The organism is Streptomyces sp. NPDC001902 (genome assembly GCF_042891295.1).
GTDB lineage: Bacteria > Actinomycetota > Actinomycetes > Streptomycetales > Streptomycetaceae > Actinacidiphila.
The window spans coordinates 1-15,174 of the sequence record NZ_JBIATA010000019.1; the positions used below are offsets into that span (position 1 = coordinate 1).

Genomic DNA, 15,174 nt, shown 5'->3' on the forward strand with positions numbered 1-15,174 from the left:
CAAGGACCCGGAGGCGCCGATCTTCGAGCTGGTCGACTACGGCGTGGTCGGTGACCTGTTCGCCGTGGTGCCGCAGCTGACCGAGGAGGTCACCGGCCGCAAGGGCTGACCCCGGCACACCACCGGCCGGCAGCACACACCCACCGGAGCCCCGTGACGCCCCCTGACGGCACCACGGGGCTCCGGCGCTTCCTGGCTCTCCCCGCGGGTCGTTGACGGTGCGACGGAGGGGGCGTTAGCTTCACTTCAACGATTTGTTGAAGACCGGGAGGGTGCCCGATGGCGCAGAACGAGACGGTCCGCACATCGCTCGGCGACGCGGTCCGGCAGGACGTCGGCGCCTCGCTCGCCGCCGTGGACACCGAACTCGCCCGCCGCTACCCCGGGGACCCGGGCACCCGGCAGCCCGTGCACACCGTCTACGTCCCCGCCGACGCCTTCGCCGCCGACACCGTGCGCAGCTGGGGCGACCGCGCCCTCGCCGCCCTGGACGAGCACGCCCCCGACGCGGTGCGGCTCGCCGGCGTGCTGGGCCTGCCGCCCGCCCTCGCCGGGCCCGTCCACGACCGCGTACGGGCCAAGCTGCGGCGCGAACCGGTCGAGGACCTGCGGATCGACTTCGAGGACGGCTACGGGACCCGGCCCGACGCCGAGGAGGACGCGGCGGCCGCCCGCGCCGCCCGGCTCGTGGCCGCAGCCGTCGCGGACGGGACCGCGCCCCCGTACGTCGGCATCCGCATGAAGTGCATGGAGGCCGCCGTGCGCGACCGCGGCATCCGCACCCTGGACATCTTCCTCACCGGCCTGATGGATTCCGGCGGGCTGCCGGGCGGCCTGGTGCTGACCCTGCCCAAGGTCACCTTCCCCCAGCAGGTCACGGCGATGGTGCGGCTCGCCGAGGAGTTCGAGACGGCACGCGGACTCCCGGCCGGACGTCTCGGGTTCGAGATCCAGATCGAGACCACGCAGTCCATCCTCGGGCCCGACGGCACGGCCACGGTCGCCCGGCTGATCGACGCCGCCGAAGGCCGCGTCACGGGGCTGCACTACGGGACCTTCGACTACAGCGCCGCGTGCGGGGTCAGCGCGGCGTACCAGTCCATGGACCACCCGGTCGCGGACCACGCCAAGGCCGTCATGCAGGTGGCGGCCGCCGGCACGGGCGTACGGCTCTCCGACGGCTCCACCAATGTGCTGCCCGTCGGTCCGGGCCCCCAGGTCCACGAGGCCTGGCGGCTCCACTACGGCCTGGTCCGCCGTTCGCTGGCCCGCGCGTACTACCAGGGGTGGGACATGCACCCCGCGCATCTGCCGACACGGTACGCCGCGGTCTACGCCTTCTACCGCGAAGGCCTGGACGCGGCGGCGGCCCGGCTCGCGGCGTACGTCGCCAAGGCCGGCGGCGACGTCATGGACGAACCCGCCACCGCCCGCGCGCTGAGCGGCTACCTGCTGCGCGGACTCGACTGCGGCGCCGTGGACTTCGCGGAGGTCGCCACCGCCACCGGGCTGACCCGCGCCGACCTCGACGCCCTCGCGGGCCGCGGCGGCCCCGCCGTCTGAGGACCTCCACGCGAAGACGGCCGGGCCGGCCCCAGCGGGGGCCGGCCCGGCCGTCCTGCAGAGGGACGATCAGACGAGGTCGAACCGGTCGAGGTCCATGACCTTCGCCCACGCCGCGACGAAGTCCTCGGTGAACTTCGCCTTCGCGTCGTCGCTCGCGTAGACCTCCGCGAGCGCGCGCAGCTCGGAGTTGGAGCCGAAGACGAGGTCGGCACGGGTGCCGGTCCACTTGACCTCGCCCGTGGCGTTGTCACGGCCCTCGAAGGTGGACTGGTCCTCGGAGGTCGCCTTCCACGACGTGCCCAGGTCGAGCAGGTTGACGAAGAAGTCGTTGGTCAGCGACCCGGGGGTCGCGGTGAAGACGCCGTGCGACGACTGCCCGTGGTTCGCGCCCAGGACGCGCAGACCGCCGACGAGGACCGTCAGCTCGGGGGCGCTGAGGGTCAGCAGGTTCGCCCGGTCGAGCAGCAGGTACTCGGCCGGCAGGCGGTTGCCCTTGCCGAGGTAGTTGCGGAACCCGTCGGCGGCCGGCTCGAGCGCCGCGAAGGACTCCACGTCCGTCTGGTCCTGCGCGGCGTCCACACGACCCGGCGTGAAGGGCACCTCGACGCGGTGACCGCCGTCCGCGGCGGCCTTCTCGACCGCGGCGGAACCGGCCAGCACGATCAGGTCGGCCAGCGAGATCCGCTTGTCGCCGGACTGCGCCGCGTTGAAGGACTCCTGGACGCCCTCCAGGGTGCGCAGCACCACGGCGAGCTCGTCGGGCTCGTTGACCTCCCAGCCGCGCTGCGGCTCCAGGCGCAGACGGGCGCCGTTGGCGCCACCGCGCTTGTCGCTGCCGCGGAAGGACGAGGCCGACGCCCACGCGGTGGACACCAGCTGCGACACGGTGAGGCCCGAGGCGAGGACCTGCTCCTTGAGGCTGGCGACGTCGGCGGCGTCGACGAGCCCGTGCGTCCGCGCGGGCAGCGGGTCCTGCCACAGCAGGGTCTCGGACGGGACCTCGGGACCGAGGTAGCGCACGACCGGGCCCATGTCGCGGTGGGTCAGCTTGAACCACGCGCGGGCGAAGGCGTCCGCGAACTCGTCCGGGTTCTCCAGGAAGCGACGCGAGATCTGCTCGTAGACCGGGTCGAACCGGAGCGAGAGGTCCGTGGTCAGCATCGTCGGGGCGTGGCTTTTGGAGGAGTCGTGCGCGTCGGGGATGGTGCCCGCGCCGGCACCGTCCTTGGCCACCCACTGGTTGGCGCCGGCGGGGCTGGTCGTCAGCTCCCACTCGTAGCGGAAGAGGTTCTCGAAGAAGCCCATGCCCCACTGGGTCGGGGTGCTGGTCCAGGTGACCTCGAGACCGCTGGTGATCGCGTCGGCGCCCTTGCCGGTGCCGTAGCTGTTCCGCCAGCCGAGGCCCTGCTCCTCCATCGAGGCGGCCTCGGGGTCGGGACCGACGTTGTCCGCGGGGCCCGCGCCGTGGGTCTTGCCGAAGGTGTGCCCGCCGGCGATGAGGGCGACGGTCTCCTCGTCGTTCATCGCCATCCGGCGGAAGGTCTCACGGATGTCGCGGGCCGCGGCGATCGGGTCCGGGTTGCCGTTGGGGCCCTCCGGGTTGACGTAGATCAGGCCCATCTGGACGGCGCCGAGCGGGCTCTCCAGCTGGCGGTCGCCGGTGTAGCGCTGGTCGCCGAGCCAGGTGGACTCGGGGCCCCAGTAGACGTCCTCCTCCGGCTCCCAGACGTCCTCGCGGCCGCCGGCGAAGCCGAAGGTCGCGAAGCCCATCGACTCCAGCGCGACGTTGCCGGTGAGGATCATGAGGTCGGCCCACGAGATGCTCTGGCCGTACTTCTTCTTCACCGGCCACAGCAGGCGGCGGGCCTTGTCGAGGTTGCCGTTGTCCGGCCAGCTGTTGAGCGGGGCGAAGCGCTGCTGGCCGGCGCCGGCGCCGCCGCGGCCGTCGCTGATGCGGTAGGTGCCCGCGCTGTGCCAGGCCATGCGGATCATGAACGGGCCGTAGTGGCCGAAGTCCGCCGGCCACCAGTCCTGAGAGGTCGTCAGGACCGCGAGGACGTCCTGCTTCACGGCAGCGAGGTCGAGGGCCTTGAACGCCTCGGCGTAGTCGAAGTCCTCACCGAGCGGGTTGGCCACCGCGGGGTTCTTGGCGAGGATCTTCAGGTTCAGCCGTTCCGGCCACCACTGCCGGTTTCCTCCGCCCTGGGTCGGGTGCGGGGCGCGCCCGTGCGCGACGGGGCAGCCGTTCACACCCTCCGTCTTGGCGTCTGTGACGATTGCTTCGTGGTTCTCAGACATGGGAATCCTTCCGGACCTGGCGGATCACGGTGCTCAGGACTGCGGGCCGTCGGACGCGTTCGGGCGGGGGCCGTCGCGGTGAGCGCACGGGGGCCTCACCGGCGGCATGACAGGGAGAGCGGGTCCCGGACCGGCTGCGGCAGTGCGACGCGGGCGCCCGTAACTCCCAGGCGGCACCGCGCGGCTGCTCGGCGGTGGTCCCGTCACGTCTCTCTCTTCTGCCGTACTGGAGTCTTCCTGTCCCTTGGCTGGCGCCGGAACCGATCCTACGATGGACGCAGTCCAAGTCAAGAAGAGCGTCAATTCCCTAGGCGATCAGAACCCGGACGCGTCCACGGGGTGAATTCCGGACGTCCACCGAGCGGAACGGGTGAGCACACATGAGCGACCTGCTGGAGCGACTGCGCGGGCGCGGCTGGCGCATGACGTCCCAGCGGCGTGTCGTCGCGGAGGTCCTCGACGGCGACCACGTGCACCTCACGGCCGACGAGGTGCACGCCCGCGCGGCGCGGCTGCTGCCCGAGATCTCCCGGGCGACCGTCTACAACACCCTGGGCGAGCTGGTCTCCCTCGGTGAGGTCATAGAGGTCTCCACCGACGGCCGGGCCAAACGCTACGACCCCAACGCGCACCGTCCGCACCAGCACCTGGTGTGCTCCCGGTGCGGCACCGTCCGCGACGTCCACCCCACCGGCGACCCGCTGGCCGACCTCCCGGCCGACGAGCGCTTCGGTTTCACGGTCTCCGCGGCCGAGGTCACCTACCGCGGCCTGTGCCCGTCCTGCGCCTGAGCGTGCCACCTGCGGGAGCGGCGGCTACCGGTCCGTGGCAGGGGCGAGCCCGAGGCCGCGCAGCCACAGCATCTGCTCGTACGGCTGGGAGCCGCGTCCGCCGCCGTGGTCGCCGAACCGCCACACCGTGATGTCCTTGGGTCCCGCGTAGCGGTTGTAGGCGGCGAACACCGTCGACGGCGGGCAGACGGGGTCCATCAGGCCCACGCTGAACAACGCCGGCGCGGTGGCGCGCGGGGCGAAGTGGACACCGTCGAAGTAGTCGAGGGTGCCGAAGAGCCGTTCGGGGTCGATGCGCCGGTGGACGCCGAGGTACTGGGCGAGCTCCGGGTACGGCCCCTCGGTGGCGGTCTCCGCGCTCCGCCGGAAGTGGCAGAGGAACGGCACGTCGACCAGGGCCGCCGCGACCGCGTCCGGGGCCAGTCCGGCCACGGCCAGGGCGAGCCCGCCGCCCTGGCTGCCGCCGGAGACGACGACCCGGCCCGCGTCGACGGCCGGGTGCGCGCGCAGGGCGTCCACGGCGCGTACGCAGTCCGTCATCAGACGGCGGTAGTAGTAGTGCTCCGGGTCCTCCACGCCGCGGGTCATGAACCCGCCGACGTACTGCGGGCCCGGGGCGGGGTCGGGGTCCGGCGTGTCGTGGCCCTGGCCGCGGGAGTCGACGACCAGATGGGCGTAGCCCGCGGCGCTCCACAGCAGGTTCTCGTGGTGCAGCCCGCGCCCGCCGCCGTAGCCGATGTACGTGACGACCCCGGGCAGCGGCCCGGCCGCCCCGCGGGGCAGCAGCAGCCAGGCCGCGACCGGCTGGCCTCCCCAGCCCGGGAAGCGCACGTCGAACACCTCGACCGTGGCCAGCGGCGAGTCGACCGCGCGGTACTCGGCCGGGGCGGTGCCCGCCTCGCGGGCGGCGGTCAGGGTCTTGGCCCAGAAGGCGCCGAAGTCCCCTGGCTCGGCGATCTCCGGGGCGTAGCGGCGCAGTTCGTCCAGCGGCAGGTCGGTGAGCGGCATGGCCGGTATCGAATCGTTTCACGGGGTGGGGTGTCAACGGCCGGCCGGTGCGTGCCGGTTGTCCGTCCGTCGTGGGATGGTGTCGTGGTGGAGGAGATCGGCTGGGAACCGGCGCCCCGCTCGCCGGTGACGCGAGCGCTGCTCAGGGTGGGTGCCGTCACCGTGCTCGCCGCGTTCGCGGCAGGGCCGGGAAGTGCCGTGCCCGTGACGGCGGTTCCCCTGAGCCGCGCCGCGGTGGAGGCGGAACTCGACGCGGCGGCGGACCAGTCCGGCGTACGCAGGTCGCAGAACACCGTGATGGGCTTGACCGTGACCACCGACAAGGAGTCCGACCGGCCCAGCGAGCAGTGCATGCTCGCCTGGGCGGCCGCCGAGGGGGCGGGCCAGCGGGAGTACGCCGCCGTGACGGCGGTCCTGCGCGAGCACGGGTGGACGGAACTGCGCCGGGAGAACAGCCCCGGCGGCGGTACGTACGTCAACCTCGGAAAAGGTGGCTGGACGGTGACGGTCGCGTACGACGGCGGCCCGGGGTCCTTCACCTCGCTGACCTTCACCGCCACGGCACATGCCTGCTGACGGTCGGGGCACGGCGCGCCCGCGCCACGCGCTCGGCCAACTTGCCCCGGCGACGGACGCCGACCCGCTCGTGCCGGTACTCGCCGGAATCGTCGTGGACGTCGTCCACTTCCTCGACACCTGCGCCGACGACGAGGTCGCCGCCGATGTCGCCGTGAGGACGGCGGAGCACGCCGGGTGGGTGCTCCACGACCTGCCACCCCCTCAGCGCGCCCGGTTCCTGCGGGTGCTCGACGACCTGGCGGCGGCCGAGCCGGACCCGGCGCGGCGCCGCGCCCTGGAGTCCTTCGGCTTCACCTGCGGGCTGGTCGAGGAGGAGCCGTCCTGACCGCCCGCCGCGCCGTCACGGCACGGGCGGGAGCTCGCCCGAACCGCGCGGGATCAGGCGGCAGGCGAGCTCGACCCGCTTGGGGGGGCCCGCCGAGCCGTCGAGCCGCTGGAAGAGCAGGCCCGCCGCGGTCCGGCCGAGCTGTCCGGGCTCCTGGGCGACGACGGTGACCGCCGGGCGCAGCAGGTCGGCGAGCTCGAAGTCGTCGAAGCCCACGAGGGCGACCACGCTGGGCCGGTCGGCGAGGACCCGGACCGCGGTCACGGTGATCCGGTTGTTGCCGGCGAACAGGGCGGTGACCGGCTCCGGGCCGCTCAGCATGGACTCCACGGCGGCGCGGACGCGGTCGGGGGCGGTGGGCCCGCAGGAGACCCAGCCCTCGTGCACGGGGAGCCCGGCGGCGGCCATCGCCTCGCGGTAGCCCCGCAGACGCTCGGCCGCGGTGTGGATGCGGGGGAGGTCGCCGATGAAGCCGATGCGCCGGTGCCCGTGGGCGATGAGGTGGGCGACGCCCTCGCGGGTGCCTCCTGCGTTGTCGCTGAGGACCACGTCCGCGTCGATGCCGCCCGCGGGGCGGTCCACGAAGACGGTGGCGACGCCGGCCGCGATCTCCGGTTCGAGGTAGCGGTGGTCCTCGCTGGCGGGCACGATGACCAGCCCGTCGACACGCCGGGCGCAGAAGGCGAGCACCAGTTCCTGCTCGCGGTCCGCGTCCTCGGCACTCGATCCGGTGAACAGCAGCGTCGAGTGCGCCCGTGCCAGGTCCTCGACGGCCCGGCTGAGCGGGGAGTAGAAGGGGTCGGCGAGGTCCTCGAGGACCAGCCCGATGCTGGCCGTACGGCCCTTGCGGAGCAGCCGCGCGCTGTCGTTGCGGCGGAATCCGAGGGCGTCGATGGCCGCCTGGACACGCGAGATCGTGTCCTCGGTGACGCCTGGTTCCTCGTTGACGACACGCGATACCGTCTTCAGGCCGACACCGGCCCTGGCCGCGACATCCTTCATGGTGGGACGGGCGGTACGCGGAATATCGGTCACGGCGTGATCCTATGGGCTGGACAACGTTGTCAACAAAGGGCGACACTACGCCCATGCCGTTCGAGAGCTCTGCCGAGTCCATCGTCCCGCCGTCGGGTGCCGCCGGTGCGGGCCCGCTGATCGCCGCCGTGGACATCGGCGGCACCAAGATCGCGGGCGCCCTGGTGGACGCCCGCGGCGAGTTGCTCGTACGCGTGCAGCGCCCGACGCCCGCGGACCGGGACGCGGCGACGGTGATGGGATCGCTCGCGGAGGTCCTGGCCGGGCTGCGGGAGTCCGCGGGCTGGCCGCGGGTCGTCGCGGTGGGCATCGGCAGCGCCGGGCCGATCGACGCCTCCCGCGGCACGGTGAGCCCGGTCAACATCGCCGGCTGGCGGGACTACCCCGTGGTCGCCCAGGTGGGCGAACGCGTCGGCGGGCTGCCCGTCGTCCTCACCGGCGACGGCATCGCGATCACCGCGGCGGAGCACTGGCAGGGCGCCGCCCGCGGGCACGACAACGCGCTGTGCATGGTGGTGTCGACCGGCGTCGGCGGCGGTCTCGTCCTCGGCGGCAAGCTCCACCCCGGCCCGACGGGCAACGCCGGGCACATCGGCCACATCAGCGTCGACCTCGACGGGGACGTGTGCCCCTGCGGCAGCCGAGGCTGTGTCGAGCGCCTGGCCAGCGGGCCCAACATCGTGCGGCGCGCCCTGGAGTCCGGCTGGCGTCCCGCCCACGGCGAGGAGTCCGACGCCGCCGCCGTCGCCCGGGCCGCCCGTGAGGGCGACGCCCTCGCCCTCGCCTCGTACGACCGTGCGGCGCAGGCGCTGGCCGCGGGCATCGCCGCGACGGCCACCCTGGTGGAGATCGACGTCGCGGTGATCGGCGGCGGTGTCGCGGGCGCCGGCCCGCTGCTCTTCGAGCCCCTCCGCGCGCACATGCGCCGGTACGCCACGTTGTCGTTCGCCTCGGGGGTGAAGGTCGTTCCCGCCGTGCTCGGCACGGACGCGGGCCTGGTCGGCGCGGCCGCCGCCGCGGCGCAGGCGCTGCGGCTGGAGGCCTTCGCGACCGGCGCCTAGTCCGGGTCGTCGCAGTCCCGCCCCTGGCCCACGGCCGGGGGCGAGGTCCGGTGTGCCTCGCGGAGGAGGAGATTCACCCGTTCGCGCGGGGGCGCACAGTCGTGCCCGCGCGTCGTCGCGCGCTGCCCTCGTGGACGTCGCGACGCGCACGTCACGGCCCGGTGGGCGCGGTCGGTCGCGCCTGCTTCTCGGGCTTGTCGATCTCGGGCCCGAGCGTGAAGCCCAGGCGGAGCAGGCGCGCCATGGCGGCGTCGCTGCGGGCGTTCGCCCACCGGGTCGGCGGCGGTGTCTTCGTCCGGAACAGCGCGACGATCCGGTCGTCGCGGTGGACGAGGCAGGCGTGGTGTGCGTGCCGACGCCGTCCAGGAACACGTGGATCTCCACGATCGGCCGGGGCGTGCGGCCGAGCTCGTGGTGGTCGCGGGAGGTGACGACGAGGCCGTCGCGGGCCGGGACCACCATGCTGCTGCGGCGGCAGTTCATCGCCCGACTGACCCCGGGGTCCAAGGAGGGCTGACCACCGGGTTCGCGGGTGCCGAAGCCGCCGGTATGCGCCGATGGCCGGGTCTGCGCGTTTGCCGACGCCGATGATCCGGGCAATTCGTAGGGGGCTACCGGGCTACGGAAGAGGGGGCACCGTGATCGTCTGGCTCAACGGCACGTTCGGCGCGGGGAAGACCACTGCGGCACGCGAACTGCTCGAACTGCTGCCGGGCAGCGTGCTCTACGATCCGGAACTCATCGGCAGCGGACTGCGGCTGATGCTCCCGGAGAAGCGGCTGGGCGAGGTCTCCGACTACCAGGAGCTGCCCGCGTGGCGGAGGCTGGTCGTGGACACCGCCGCCGCGCTGCTCGCCGAGGTGGGCGGGGGACCGCTGGTGGTGCCGATGACCCTGCTGAGGCAGGAGTACCGGGACGAGATCTTCGGCGGGCTCGCGGCCCGCCGGATCACTGTGCGGCATGTGCTGCTGCACGCTGAGGAAACGGTTCTGCGGGAGCGGATCGACCAGCGCGCCGACATCCCGGGCGACGCCGAGGCCAGCGCGGGGGTCCGCGCCTGGTGTCTGGACCACCTGCCCGCCTACCAGGAGGCACTGCCCTGGCTCACGGCGGACGCCCACCTCGTCGACACCGCGGGGCTCACCTCCCGCGCGACGGCCGAGCGGATCGCCGAGGCGATACGGGAGGGCGCGGGCTCCTGCGACATCGTGCAGACCCCGGAGCCCACCGCCGAGACCCTCGCGGCGGGCGTGCTGCTCTTCGACGAGGACGACCGGGTGCTGCTGGTCGACCCGACCTACAAGCCCGGCTGGGAGTTCCCCGGCGGGGTCGTCGAGCCCGGTGAGCCGCCCGCCCGGGCCGGCATGCGGGAGGTCGCCGAGGAACTCGGACTGCGGCTCCCGGCGGTGCCCCGGCTGCTGGTCGTCGACTGGGAACCGCCGCTGCCGCCCGGATACGGCGGTCTGCGGCTGCTCTTCGACGGCGGGCGGCTCCCCGCCGCCGACGCCGAGCGCCTCCTGCTGCCCGGCGCCGAGCTGCGGGGCTGGCGCTTCGCCACGGAGGACGAGGCCGCCTCCATGCTGCCGCCGGTCCGGCACACCCGGCTGCGCTGGGCGCTGCGGGCGCGGGAGCGGGCCACCGTGCTCAACCTGGAGGCGGGCGTGCCGGTGGGCGGCTGAGAGGCGGCGGGCGCGTCCCGGCCGCCCACCGGGGCTCAGACGGCCTTGGCGGCGTACTTCTGGAGGAAGAGCGCCTCGGTGAGCGAGAGCTTCTCCAGTTCCTCGGGGGAGACGCTCTCGTTCACCGCGTGGATCTGCGCCTCCGGCTCGCTCAGGCCGATCAGCAGGATCTCCGACTCGGGGTAGAGCGTCGCCAGGGTGTTGCAGAGCGGGATCGAGCCGCCCATGCCGGCGATCTCCATCTGCGTGCCGTACGCGGTGCGCATCGCCTCCGCCATGGAGGCGTACGCCGGGCTGGAGGTGTCCGCGCGGAACGGCTGGCCGCTGCCGACCTGGGTGACCTCCACGCGGGCCCCCCAGGGGGCGGCCGCCTCCAGGTGGGCGATCAGCAGCTTGGCCGCCTGCTGGGCGTCCACGCCCGGCGGGACCCGGAGGCTGACCTTGGCACCCGCGGTGGCCTGCACGGACGGCGTGGCGCCGACCACGGGAGGGGCGTCGATGCCGATGACGGTGACGGACGGACGTGCCCAGAGGCGGTCGGCGACCGTGCCGGTGCCCATCAGCTCGACGCCGTCGAGCACCTTGGCGTCGGCGCGGAAGTCGCCCTCGTCGTACTGCAGCCCGTCCCAGGCGGCGTCGGCGGTGAGGCCCGCCACGGTGGAGGCACCGGAGTCGTCGTGGAGCGTGTGCAGGATGCGGACCAGGGCGGCCAGCGCGTCCGGTGCGGCACCGCCGAACTGGCCGGAGTGCAGGTTGCCCTCCAGGGTGGTCACCTTGACGTCGACCAGCGCCATGCCGCGCAGGGTCGCCGTGACGGTCGGCAGGCCGACGCGGAAGTTGCCGGAGTCGCCGATGACGATCGCGTCCGCGGCGAGCAGTTCGGGGTGCTCCTCCGCATAGCGCTCCAGACCGCCGGTGCCCTGCTCCTCCGAGCCCTCGGCGATGATCTTCACGCCGACCGGGACCCCGCCGTTCTCGCGCAGCGCGCGCAGGGCGGTGAGGTGCATGATCAGGCCGCCCTTGCAGTCGGCCGCGCCGCGCCCGAACCAGCGGCCGTCGCGCTCGGTGAGCTCGAACGGCGGCGACAGCCAGCCGGCCTCGTCCAGCGGCGGCTGCACGTCGTAGTGCGCGTACAGCAGCACCGTGGGCGCTCCCTCCGGCCCGGGCAGGTAGCCGTAGACCGACTGCGTGCCGTCCGGGGTGTCCAGCAGGGCGACGTCCTCGAAGCCCTCCGCACGCAGCGCGTCGGCGATCCAGGAGGCGGCCCGCTCGCACTCGCTCTTGGGGAACTGCCGCGGATCCGCCACCGAGCGGTACGACACCAGCTCGGCCAGCTCGGTCCTGGCTCGCGGCATCAGTGCGGCGACGGTTGCGGCGAGTGGTGCGGCGGACATGGGCGCTCCTGATGGGTGGGACAGGGTCGAACGCGATGTTCGTGGACCGGTGGTCGTGATCGATGGTGCCACAGGCGGCCTCGCTCACCCCGCGGATTAGTATGCGGCTGAGCAGGGGCGACGGCAGTCGGCAGGTCGAACGGGAGCGGTAGCACACGTGAGCAGCGAGTACCAGGCGCAGGACGGCGGTTCGGCGGAGGACGTCGACGGTACGCCGGTGTGGGACGTCGTCGTGGTGGGTGCCGGACCGGCCGGGGCCTCGGCGGCCTACGCCGCGGCAAGTGCGGGACGCCGTGTGCTCCTGCTGGAGAAGGCCGAACTCCCGCGTTACAAGACCTGCGGCGGCGGCATCATCGGGCCCTCCCGCGACGCGCTGCCGCCGGGCTTCGAGCTCCCGTTGCGCGACCGGGTGCACGCGGTGACCTTCAGCCTCAACGGCCGGCTCAGCCGGACCCGCCGGTCGCGGCAGATGCTCTTCGGGCTGATCAACCGGCCCGAGTTCGACGCCCAGCTGGTGGACGCGGCCGTCGACGCGGGCGCGCAGCTGCGGACCGGGGCCCAGGTCTCCCGGGTCGAACAGCACGGCACCTCCGTCCCGGACCGGCGGACCGTCGCGGTGGTGCTCAACGACGGCGAGACGATCCTCGCCCGCGCGGTGGTCGGCGCCGACGGCTCGGCGAGCCGGATAGGCGCCCACGTCGGCGTCAAGATGGCCCAGGTCGACCTGGGGCTCGAGGCCGAGATCCCGGTGCCCGCGGAGGTCGCCGAGGACTGGGCCGGCCGGGTGCTCATCGACTGGGGCCCGCTGCCCGGCAGTTACGGGTGGGTCTTCCCCAAGGGCGAGACCCTGACCGTCGGCGTCATCTCGGCGCGCGGCGAGGGCGCGGCCACCAAGCGCTACCTGGAGGACTTCATCGGCCGGCTGGGGCTGGCCGGTTTCGAGCCGAGCATCTCCTCCGGCCACCTCACCCGCTGCCGCGCCGACGACTCCCCGCTCTCCCGGGGCCGCGTGCTGGTCTGCGGTGACGCGGCGGGCCTGCTGGAGCCGTGGACCCGCGAGGGCATCTCCTTCGCGCTGCGCTCCGGCCGCCTGGCGGGGGAGTGGGCGGTGCGGATCGCCGAGGCGAGCGACGCGGTGGACGCGCGTCGCCAGGCCCTGAACTACGCGTTCGCCGTCAAGGCCGGCCTCGGGGTCGAGATGGGCGTCGGCCGCCGGATGCTGGGCGTCTTCGAGAAGCGTCCGGGTCTGCTGCACGCGGCTCTCACAACCCTCCCCCCGGCGTGGAACGCCTTCGCTAAGATCACCCGCGGTTCCAGCTCGCTCGCCGAGCTGGTCCGTACGCATCCGCTGGCCCGTCGCGCGCTGGAGTCGTTCGACCGTCGTTGACCTCCTGATGGCACCCTCCTGGGCGTCATAAAGGCGGAGTTGAGGGGCAGAGACGTTATGGGAGGTGTCCTCGTCATGCCCTTGAGGAACGTAGACGGAAGACTGCCGTGGTGGGTGCGTACACTCACCGGGCTCGTCGTGCTCGGCGGACTTCTGTTCCTGGTCGCGCGCGCGGACCTGATACCGGGTCTGCCCAATCCCTTCGCCGAGGAGACCAAGGACCGCAGTGGTCCCGTGGTGCTCAAGGCGATCCAGGACATGAGCCGCTTCGAAGGAGCAAGTGGCCAGTTCCAGGTCGTGGTCGACCTGGAGAAGGACGCCAAGTTCCTTCCCGACGCCGTGCGCGGCAGGCGCACGCTCTACGTGGGGTCCGGCAGTGTCGACGCCTACGTGGACCTCGGTGACGTGGGCCCGAAGGGCGTGACCGTCTCCGAGGACCGGACCTCCGCCGTGATCACCCTGCCCCACGCCCAACTCGAGCGGACCTCGCTCGACCCCGACCATTCCTACGTGGTGGCCCAGGAGCGCGGTTTCTTCGACCGGCTCGGCGACTTCTTCTCCTCCCACCCGGGGGACGAACAGCAGGTCCAGCAACTCGCCGCGAAGAAGATCCAGCAGGCGGCCAAGTCCACCGAACTGGCGAAGCGGGCGGAGACCAACACCCGGGCCATGCTGGAACAGCTGCTGACCTCGCTGGGGTTCGAGAAGGTGGAGGTCCGCTTCAGCTGACGGGCCGGAGCTCGGTGATGCGGAAGACCGGGTGCTTGTGGGCTATGGCGCGCAGTTCCTCGTCGGTGGAGTCCGCCCCCACGCCGCCGAAGAACACGCCCACCTCGGCCTTCCAGCGCTTGAGGTAGGCACGCAGCACCTCGGGCTTGACGTCGTCGCCGACCTCGGTCGCGCTGAACTCCTCGACCTTCTTGCCCAGCAGCAGCTGACCGCCGCCGGCGGCGCGCATGTTGTGCGTCCACTGGACGTGCCCGCGCGGCGCCACGAGGTAGCGCTCCCCGTTCACCACCAGCAGGTTGACCGGGGTGCGCCGCCACTCCCCGCTCTTGCGGCCGCGGACGGCCAGCACGCGGGAGCCCCACACGCTCAGACCGCGGCGGGTCAGCCAGGCCACCGCGCGGTTGAAGACGTTGACCGTGAACCAGCCGGGCTTGATGACGTGCTCGGACATGAGGACTCCTCCGTGACGCGCGGGCCGTGGACCGAGGTGGTCCGTGAGCGGTGCTCTCGCTTGAGAACAGTGTGCACGTCCGGCCGCTCCATGGCAAGAGCACTGCTCTCTTTCTTGGTCGTCGCTCCATTCGTGCGTACACTGATCGCATGAGCGTCATCCGAACGGCCAGGGAACGGGCCCGCGACGAAGTGACCGCGGCCATCAAGGAAGAGGCGCGCCGGCAGCTCGCCGACGAAGGCGCCTCGAGGCTCTCGCTCCGCGCCGTCGCGCGGGAGTTGGGCATGGTCTCCTCCGCGCTCTACCGCTACTTCCCGAGCCGGGACGAGTTGCTCACCGCCCTCATCATCGACGCCTACGACGCGGTGGGCGCCACCGCCGAGGAGGCCCTGGCCCGCGCAGGCGGCGACCCCGTGGAGCGCTGGAGCGAGGTCTGCCGGGCCGTACGCCGCTGGGCCCTCGGCCATCCGCACGAGTACGCCCTCATCTACGGCTCCCCCGTGCCCGGCTACTCCGCGCCGCTCGACACGATCGGACCCGCGTCCCGGGTCGGGCTGGCACTGATCGCCGTGGCCGAGCAGGCCCACACCGCGGGGGCGCTCGCCGCCGCCCCGGCCGACGCCCCGTTGTCGGAGGCCGCCCACGCCGACGCCTGGCGGCTCAGCAAGGACCTCGACCGCGACCTGCCGGCACGGGCGATCCCCTCCCTCGTGGCCGCCTGGGCGCAGTTGTTCGGCCTCGTCAGCTTCGAGGTGTTCGGCCAGTTCAACAACGTGGTCGAGGCGCGGGACGACTTCTTCGACCACGCCGTCGCGGGCCTCGCGCACCAGGCGGGGCTCCGCCGTGAGCGCGTACTCCACGGGGAGTAGAC

Annotated in this window: 15 protein-coding genes and 1 pseudogene; 11 read left to right on the plus strand and 5 right to left on the minus strand. The window is 73.1% G+C overall.

Features of this window, described 5'->3' with window-relative positions:
• Together ACFYYN_RS27350 and ACFYYN_RS27355 are read left to right on the plus strand one after the other, a co-directional pair.
• A pseudogene (locus tag ACFYYN_RS27350) lies at nucleotides 1-109 on the plus strand (electron transfer flavoprotein subunit alpha/FixB family protein); the annotation flags it as partial.
• 170 nt (nucleotides 110-279) lie between these two features.
• Nucleotides 280-1,563, plus strand: coding sequence for a DUF6986 family protein (locus tag ACFYYN_RS27355; RefSeq protein ID WP_500547879.1), 1,284 nt, complete (start codon nucleotides 280-282; stop codon nucleotides 1,561-1,563).
• 69 nt (nucleotides 1,564-1,632) lie between these two features.
• Here ACFYYN_RS27355 and katG read toward each other — a convergent pair whose 3' ends face one another.
• The gene (gene katG, locus ACFYYN_RS27360) at nucleotides 1,633-3,864 is read right to left on the minus strand and encodes a catalase/peroxidase HPI (protein WP_500547880.1); all 2,232 of its coding nucleotides are present in this window, start codon (nucleotides 3,862-3,864) and stop codon (nucleotides 1,633-1,635) included.
• 380 nt (nucleotides 3,865-4,244) lie between these two features.
• Here katG and ACFYYN_RS27365 point away from each other — a divergent pair, with 380 nt between their 5' ends.
• Entirely contained in the window at nucleotides 4,245-4,655 is a 411-nt protein-coding gene (locus tag ACFYYN_RS27365) for a Fur family transcriptional regulator (protein WP_500324366.1), read from the plus strand.
• Between the two features lie 24 nt (nucleotides 4,656-4,679).
• Here the strand turns inward: ACFYYN_RS27365 and ACFYYN_RS27370 are convergent, their stop codons facing one another.
• The gene (locus ACFYYN_RS27370) at nucleotides 4,680-5,663 is read right to left on the minus strand and encodes an acetylxylan esterase (protein ID WP_500547881.1); all 984 of its coding nucleotides are present in this window, start codon (nucleotides 5,661-5,663) and stop codon (nucleotides 4,680-4,682) included.
• A gap of 84 nt (nucleotides 5,664-5,747) precedes the next feature.
• Here ACFYYN_RS27370 and ACFYYN_RS27375 point away from each other — a divergent pair, with 84 nt between their 5' ends.
• Nucleotides 5,748-6,239, plus strand: coding sequence for a hypothetical protein (locus tag ACFYYN_RS27375; protein ID WP_500547882.1), 492 nt, complete (start codon nucleotides 5,748-5,750; stop codon nucleotides 6,237-6,239).
• The gene (locus tag ACFYYN_RS27380) at nucleotides 6,229-6,567 is read left to right on the plus strand and encodes a hypothetical protein (protein ID WP_500547883.1); all 339 of its coding nucleotides are present in this window, start codon (nucleotides 6,229-6,231) and stop codon (nucleotides 6,565-6,567) included. The genes ACFYYN_RS27375 and ACFYYN_RS27380 overlap by 11 nt, the downstream gene beginning before the upstream one ends.
• A gap of 15 nt (nucleotides 6,568-6,582) precedes the next feature.
• Here the strand turns inward: ACFYYN_RS27380 and ACFYYN_RS27385 are convergent, their stop codons facing one another.
• Nucleotides 6,583-7,569, minus strand: coding sequence for a LacI family DNA-binding transcriptional regulator (locus ACFYYN_RS27385; RefSeq protein ID WP_500324494.1), 987 nt, complete (start codon nucleotides 7,567-7,569; stop codon nucleotides 6,583-6,585).
• Nucleotides 7,570-7,655: 86 nt separating this feature from the next.
• Here ACFYYN_RS27385 and ACFYYN_RS27390 point away from each other — a divergent pair, with 86 nt between their 5' ends.
• From ACFYYN_RS27390 to ACFYYN_RS27400, 3 genes are all read left to right on the plus strand, one after another.
• A complete protein-coding gene (locus tag ACFYYN_RS27390) occupies nucleotides 7,656-8,663 on the plus strand; it encodes an ROK family protein (RefSeq protein WP_500547884.1) in 1,008 nt (335 codons plus the stop codon).
• A gap of 130 nt (nucleotides 8,664-8,793) precedes the next feature.
• Complete coding sequence (locus ACFYYN_RS27395; protein ID WP_500547885.1) at nucleotides 8,794-9,180, plus strand: hypothetical protein; 387 nt, start codon at nucleotides 8,794-8,796, stop codon at nucleotides 9,178-9,180.
• Between the two features lie 121 nt (nucleotides 9,181-9,301).
• Nucleotides 9,302-10,342 carry an NUDIX hydrolase gene (locus ACFYYN_RS27400; protein ID WP_500547886.1) on the plus strand — a complete coding sequence of 347 codons (1,041 nt, stop codon included), beginning with the start codon at nucleotides 9,302-9,304 and terminating at the stop codon, nucleotides 10,340-10,342.
• A 35-nt stretch (nucleotides 10,343-10,377) separates the two neighbouring features.
• Here ACFYYN_RS27400 and ACFYYN_RS27405 read toward each other — a convergent pair whose 3' ends face one another.
• The gene (locus ACFYYN_RS27405) at nucleotides 10,378-11,736 is read right to left on the minus strand and encodes a dipeptidase (RefSeq protein ID WP_500547887.1); all 1,359 of its coding nucleotides are present in this window, start codon (nucleotides 11,734-11,736) and stop codon (nucleotides 10,378-10,380) included.
• Nucleotides 11,737-11,893: 157 nt separating this feature from the next.
• Here ACFYYN_RS27405 and ACFYYN_RS27410 point away from each other — a divergent pair, with 157 nt between their 5' ends.
• On the plus strand, nucleotides 11,894-13,123 hold the full coding sequence (locus tag ACFYYN_RS27410; RefSeq protein WP_500547888.1) for a geranylgeranyl reductase family protein: 1,230 nt from the start codon (nucleotides 11,894-11,896) through the stop codon (nucleotides 13,121-13,123).
• 57 nt (nucleotides 13,124-13,180) lie between these two features.
• Complete coding sequence (locus ACFYYN_RS27415) at nucleotides 13,181-13,852, plus strand: DUF4230 domain-containing protein (protein ID WP_499510708.1); 672 nt, start codon at nucleotides 13,181-13,183, stop codon at nucleotides 13,850-13,852.
• On the opposite strand, the gene ACFYYN_RS27420 is transcribed toward ACFYYN_RS27415, so the two are convergent.
• Nucleotides 13,845-14,303 carry a nitroreductase/quinone reductase family protein gene (locus ACFYYN_RS27420; protein WP_500324356.1) on the minus strand — a complete coding sequence of 153 codons (459 nt, stop codon included), beginning with the start codon at nucleotides 14,301-14,303 and terminating at the stop codon, nucleotides 13,845-13,847. The genes ACFYYN_RS27415 and ACFYYN_RS27420 overlap by 8 nt on opposite strands.
• Before the next feature lie 149 nt (nucleotides 14,304-14,452).
• On the opposite strand from ACFYYN_RS27420, the gene ACFYYN_RS27425 reads away from it, so the two are divergent.
• On the plus strand, nucleotides 14,453-15,172 hold the full coding sequence (locus ACFYYN_RS27425; RefSeq protein WP_500547889.1) for a TetR/AcrR family transcriptional regulator: 720 nt from the start codon (nucleotides 14,453-14,455) through the stop codon (nucleotides 15,170-15,172).
• The last annotated feature ends 2 nt before the right edge of the window (nucleotides 15,173-15,174 follow it).

Coding starts and splice junctions, on each gene's coding strand:
- ACFYYN_RS27355 (WP_500547879.1), top strand. CDS start 280: ATGGCGCAGAACGAGACGGTCCGCACATCGCTCGGCGACGCGGTCCGG.
- katG (WP_500547880.1), bottom strand. CDS start 3,864: ATGTCTGAGAACCACGAAGCAATCGTCACAGACGCCAAGACGGAGGGT.
- ACFYYN_RS27365 (WP_500324366.1), top strand. CDS start 4,245: ATGAGCGACCTGCTGGAGCGACTGCGCGGGCGCGGCTGGCGCATGACG.
- ACFYYN_RS27370 (WP_500547881.1), bottom strand. CDS start 5,663: ATGCCGCTCACCGACCTGCCGCTGGACGAACTGCGCCGCTACGCCCCG.
- ACFYYN_RS27380 (WP_500547883.1), top strand. CDS start 6,229: ATGCCTGCTGACGGTCGGGGCACGGCGCGCCCGCGCCACGCGCTCGGC.
- ACFYYN_RS27385 (WP_500324494.1), bottom strand. CDS start 7,569: ATGAAGGATGTCGCGGCCAGGGCCGGTGTCGGCCTGAAGACGGTATCG.
- ACFYYN_RS27390 (WP_500547884.1), top strand. CDS start 7,656: ATGCCGTTCGAGAGCTCTGCCGAGTCCATCGTCCCGCCGTCGGGTGCC.
- ACFYYN_RS27405 (WP_500547887.1), bottom strand. CDS start 11,736: ATGTCCGCCGCACCACTCGCCGCAACCGTCGCCGCACTGATGCCGCGA.
- ACFYYN_RS27415 (WP_499510708.1), top strand. CDS start 13,181: ATGGGAGGTGTCCTCGTCATGCCCTTGAGGAACGTAGACGGAAGACTG.
- ACFYYN_RS27420 (WP_500324356.1), bottom strand. CDS start 14,303: ATGTCCGAGCACGTCATCAAGCCCGGCTGGTTCACGGTCAACGTCTTC.
- ACFYYN_RS27425 (WP_500547889.1), top strand. CDS start 14,453: ATGAGCGTCATCCGAACGGCCAGGGAACGGGCCCGCGACGAAGTGACC.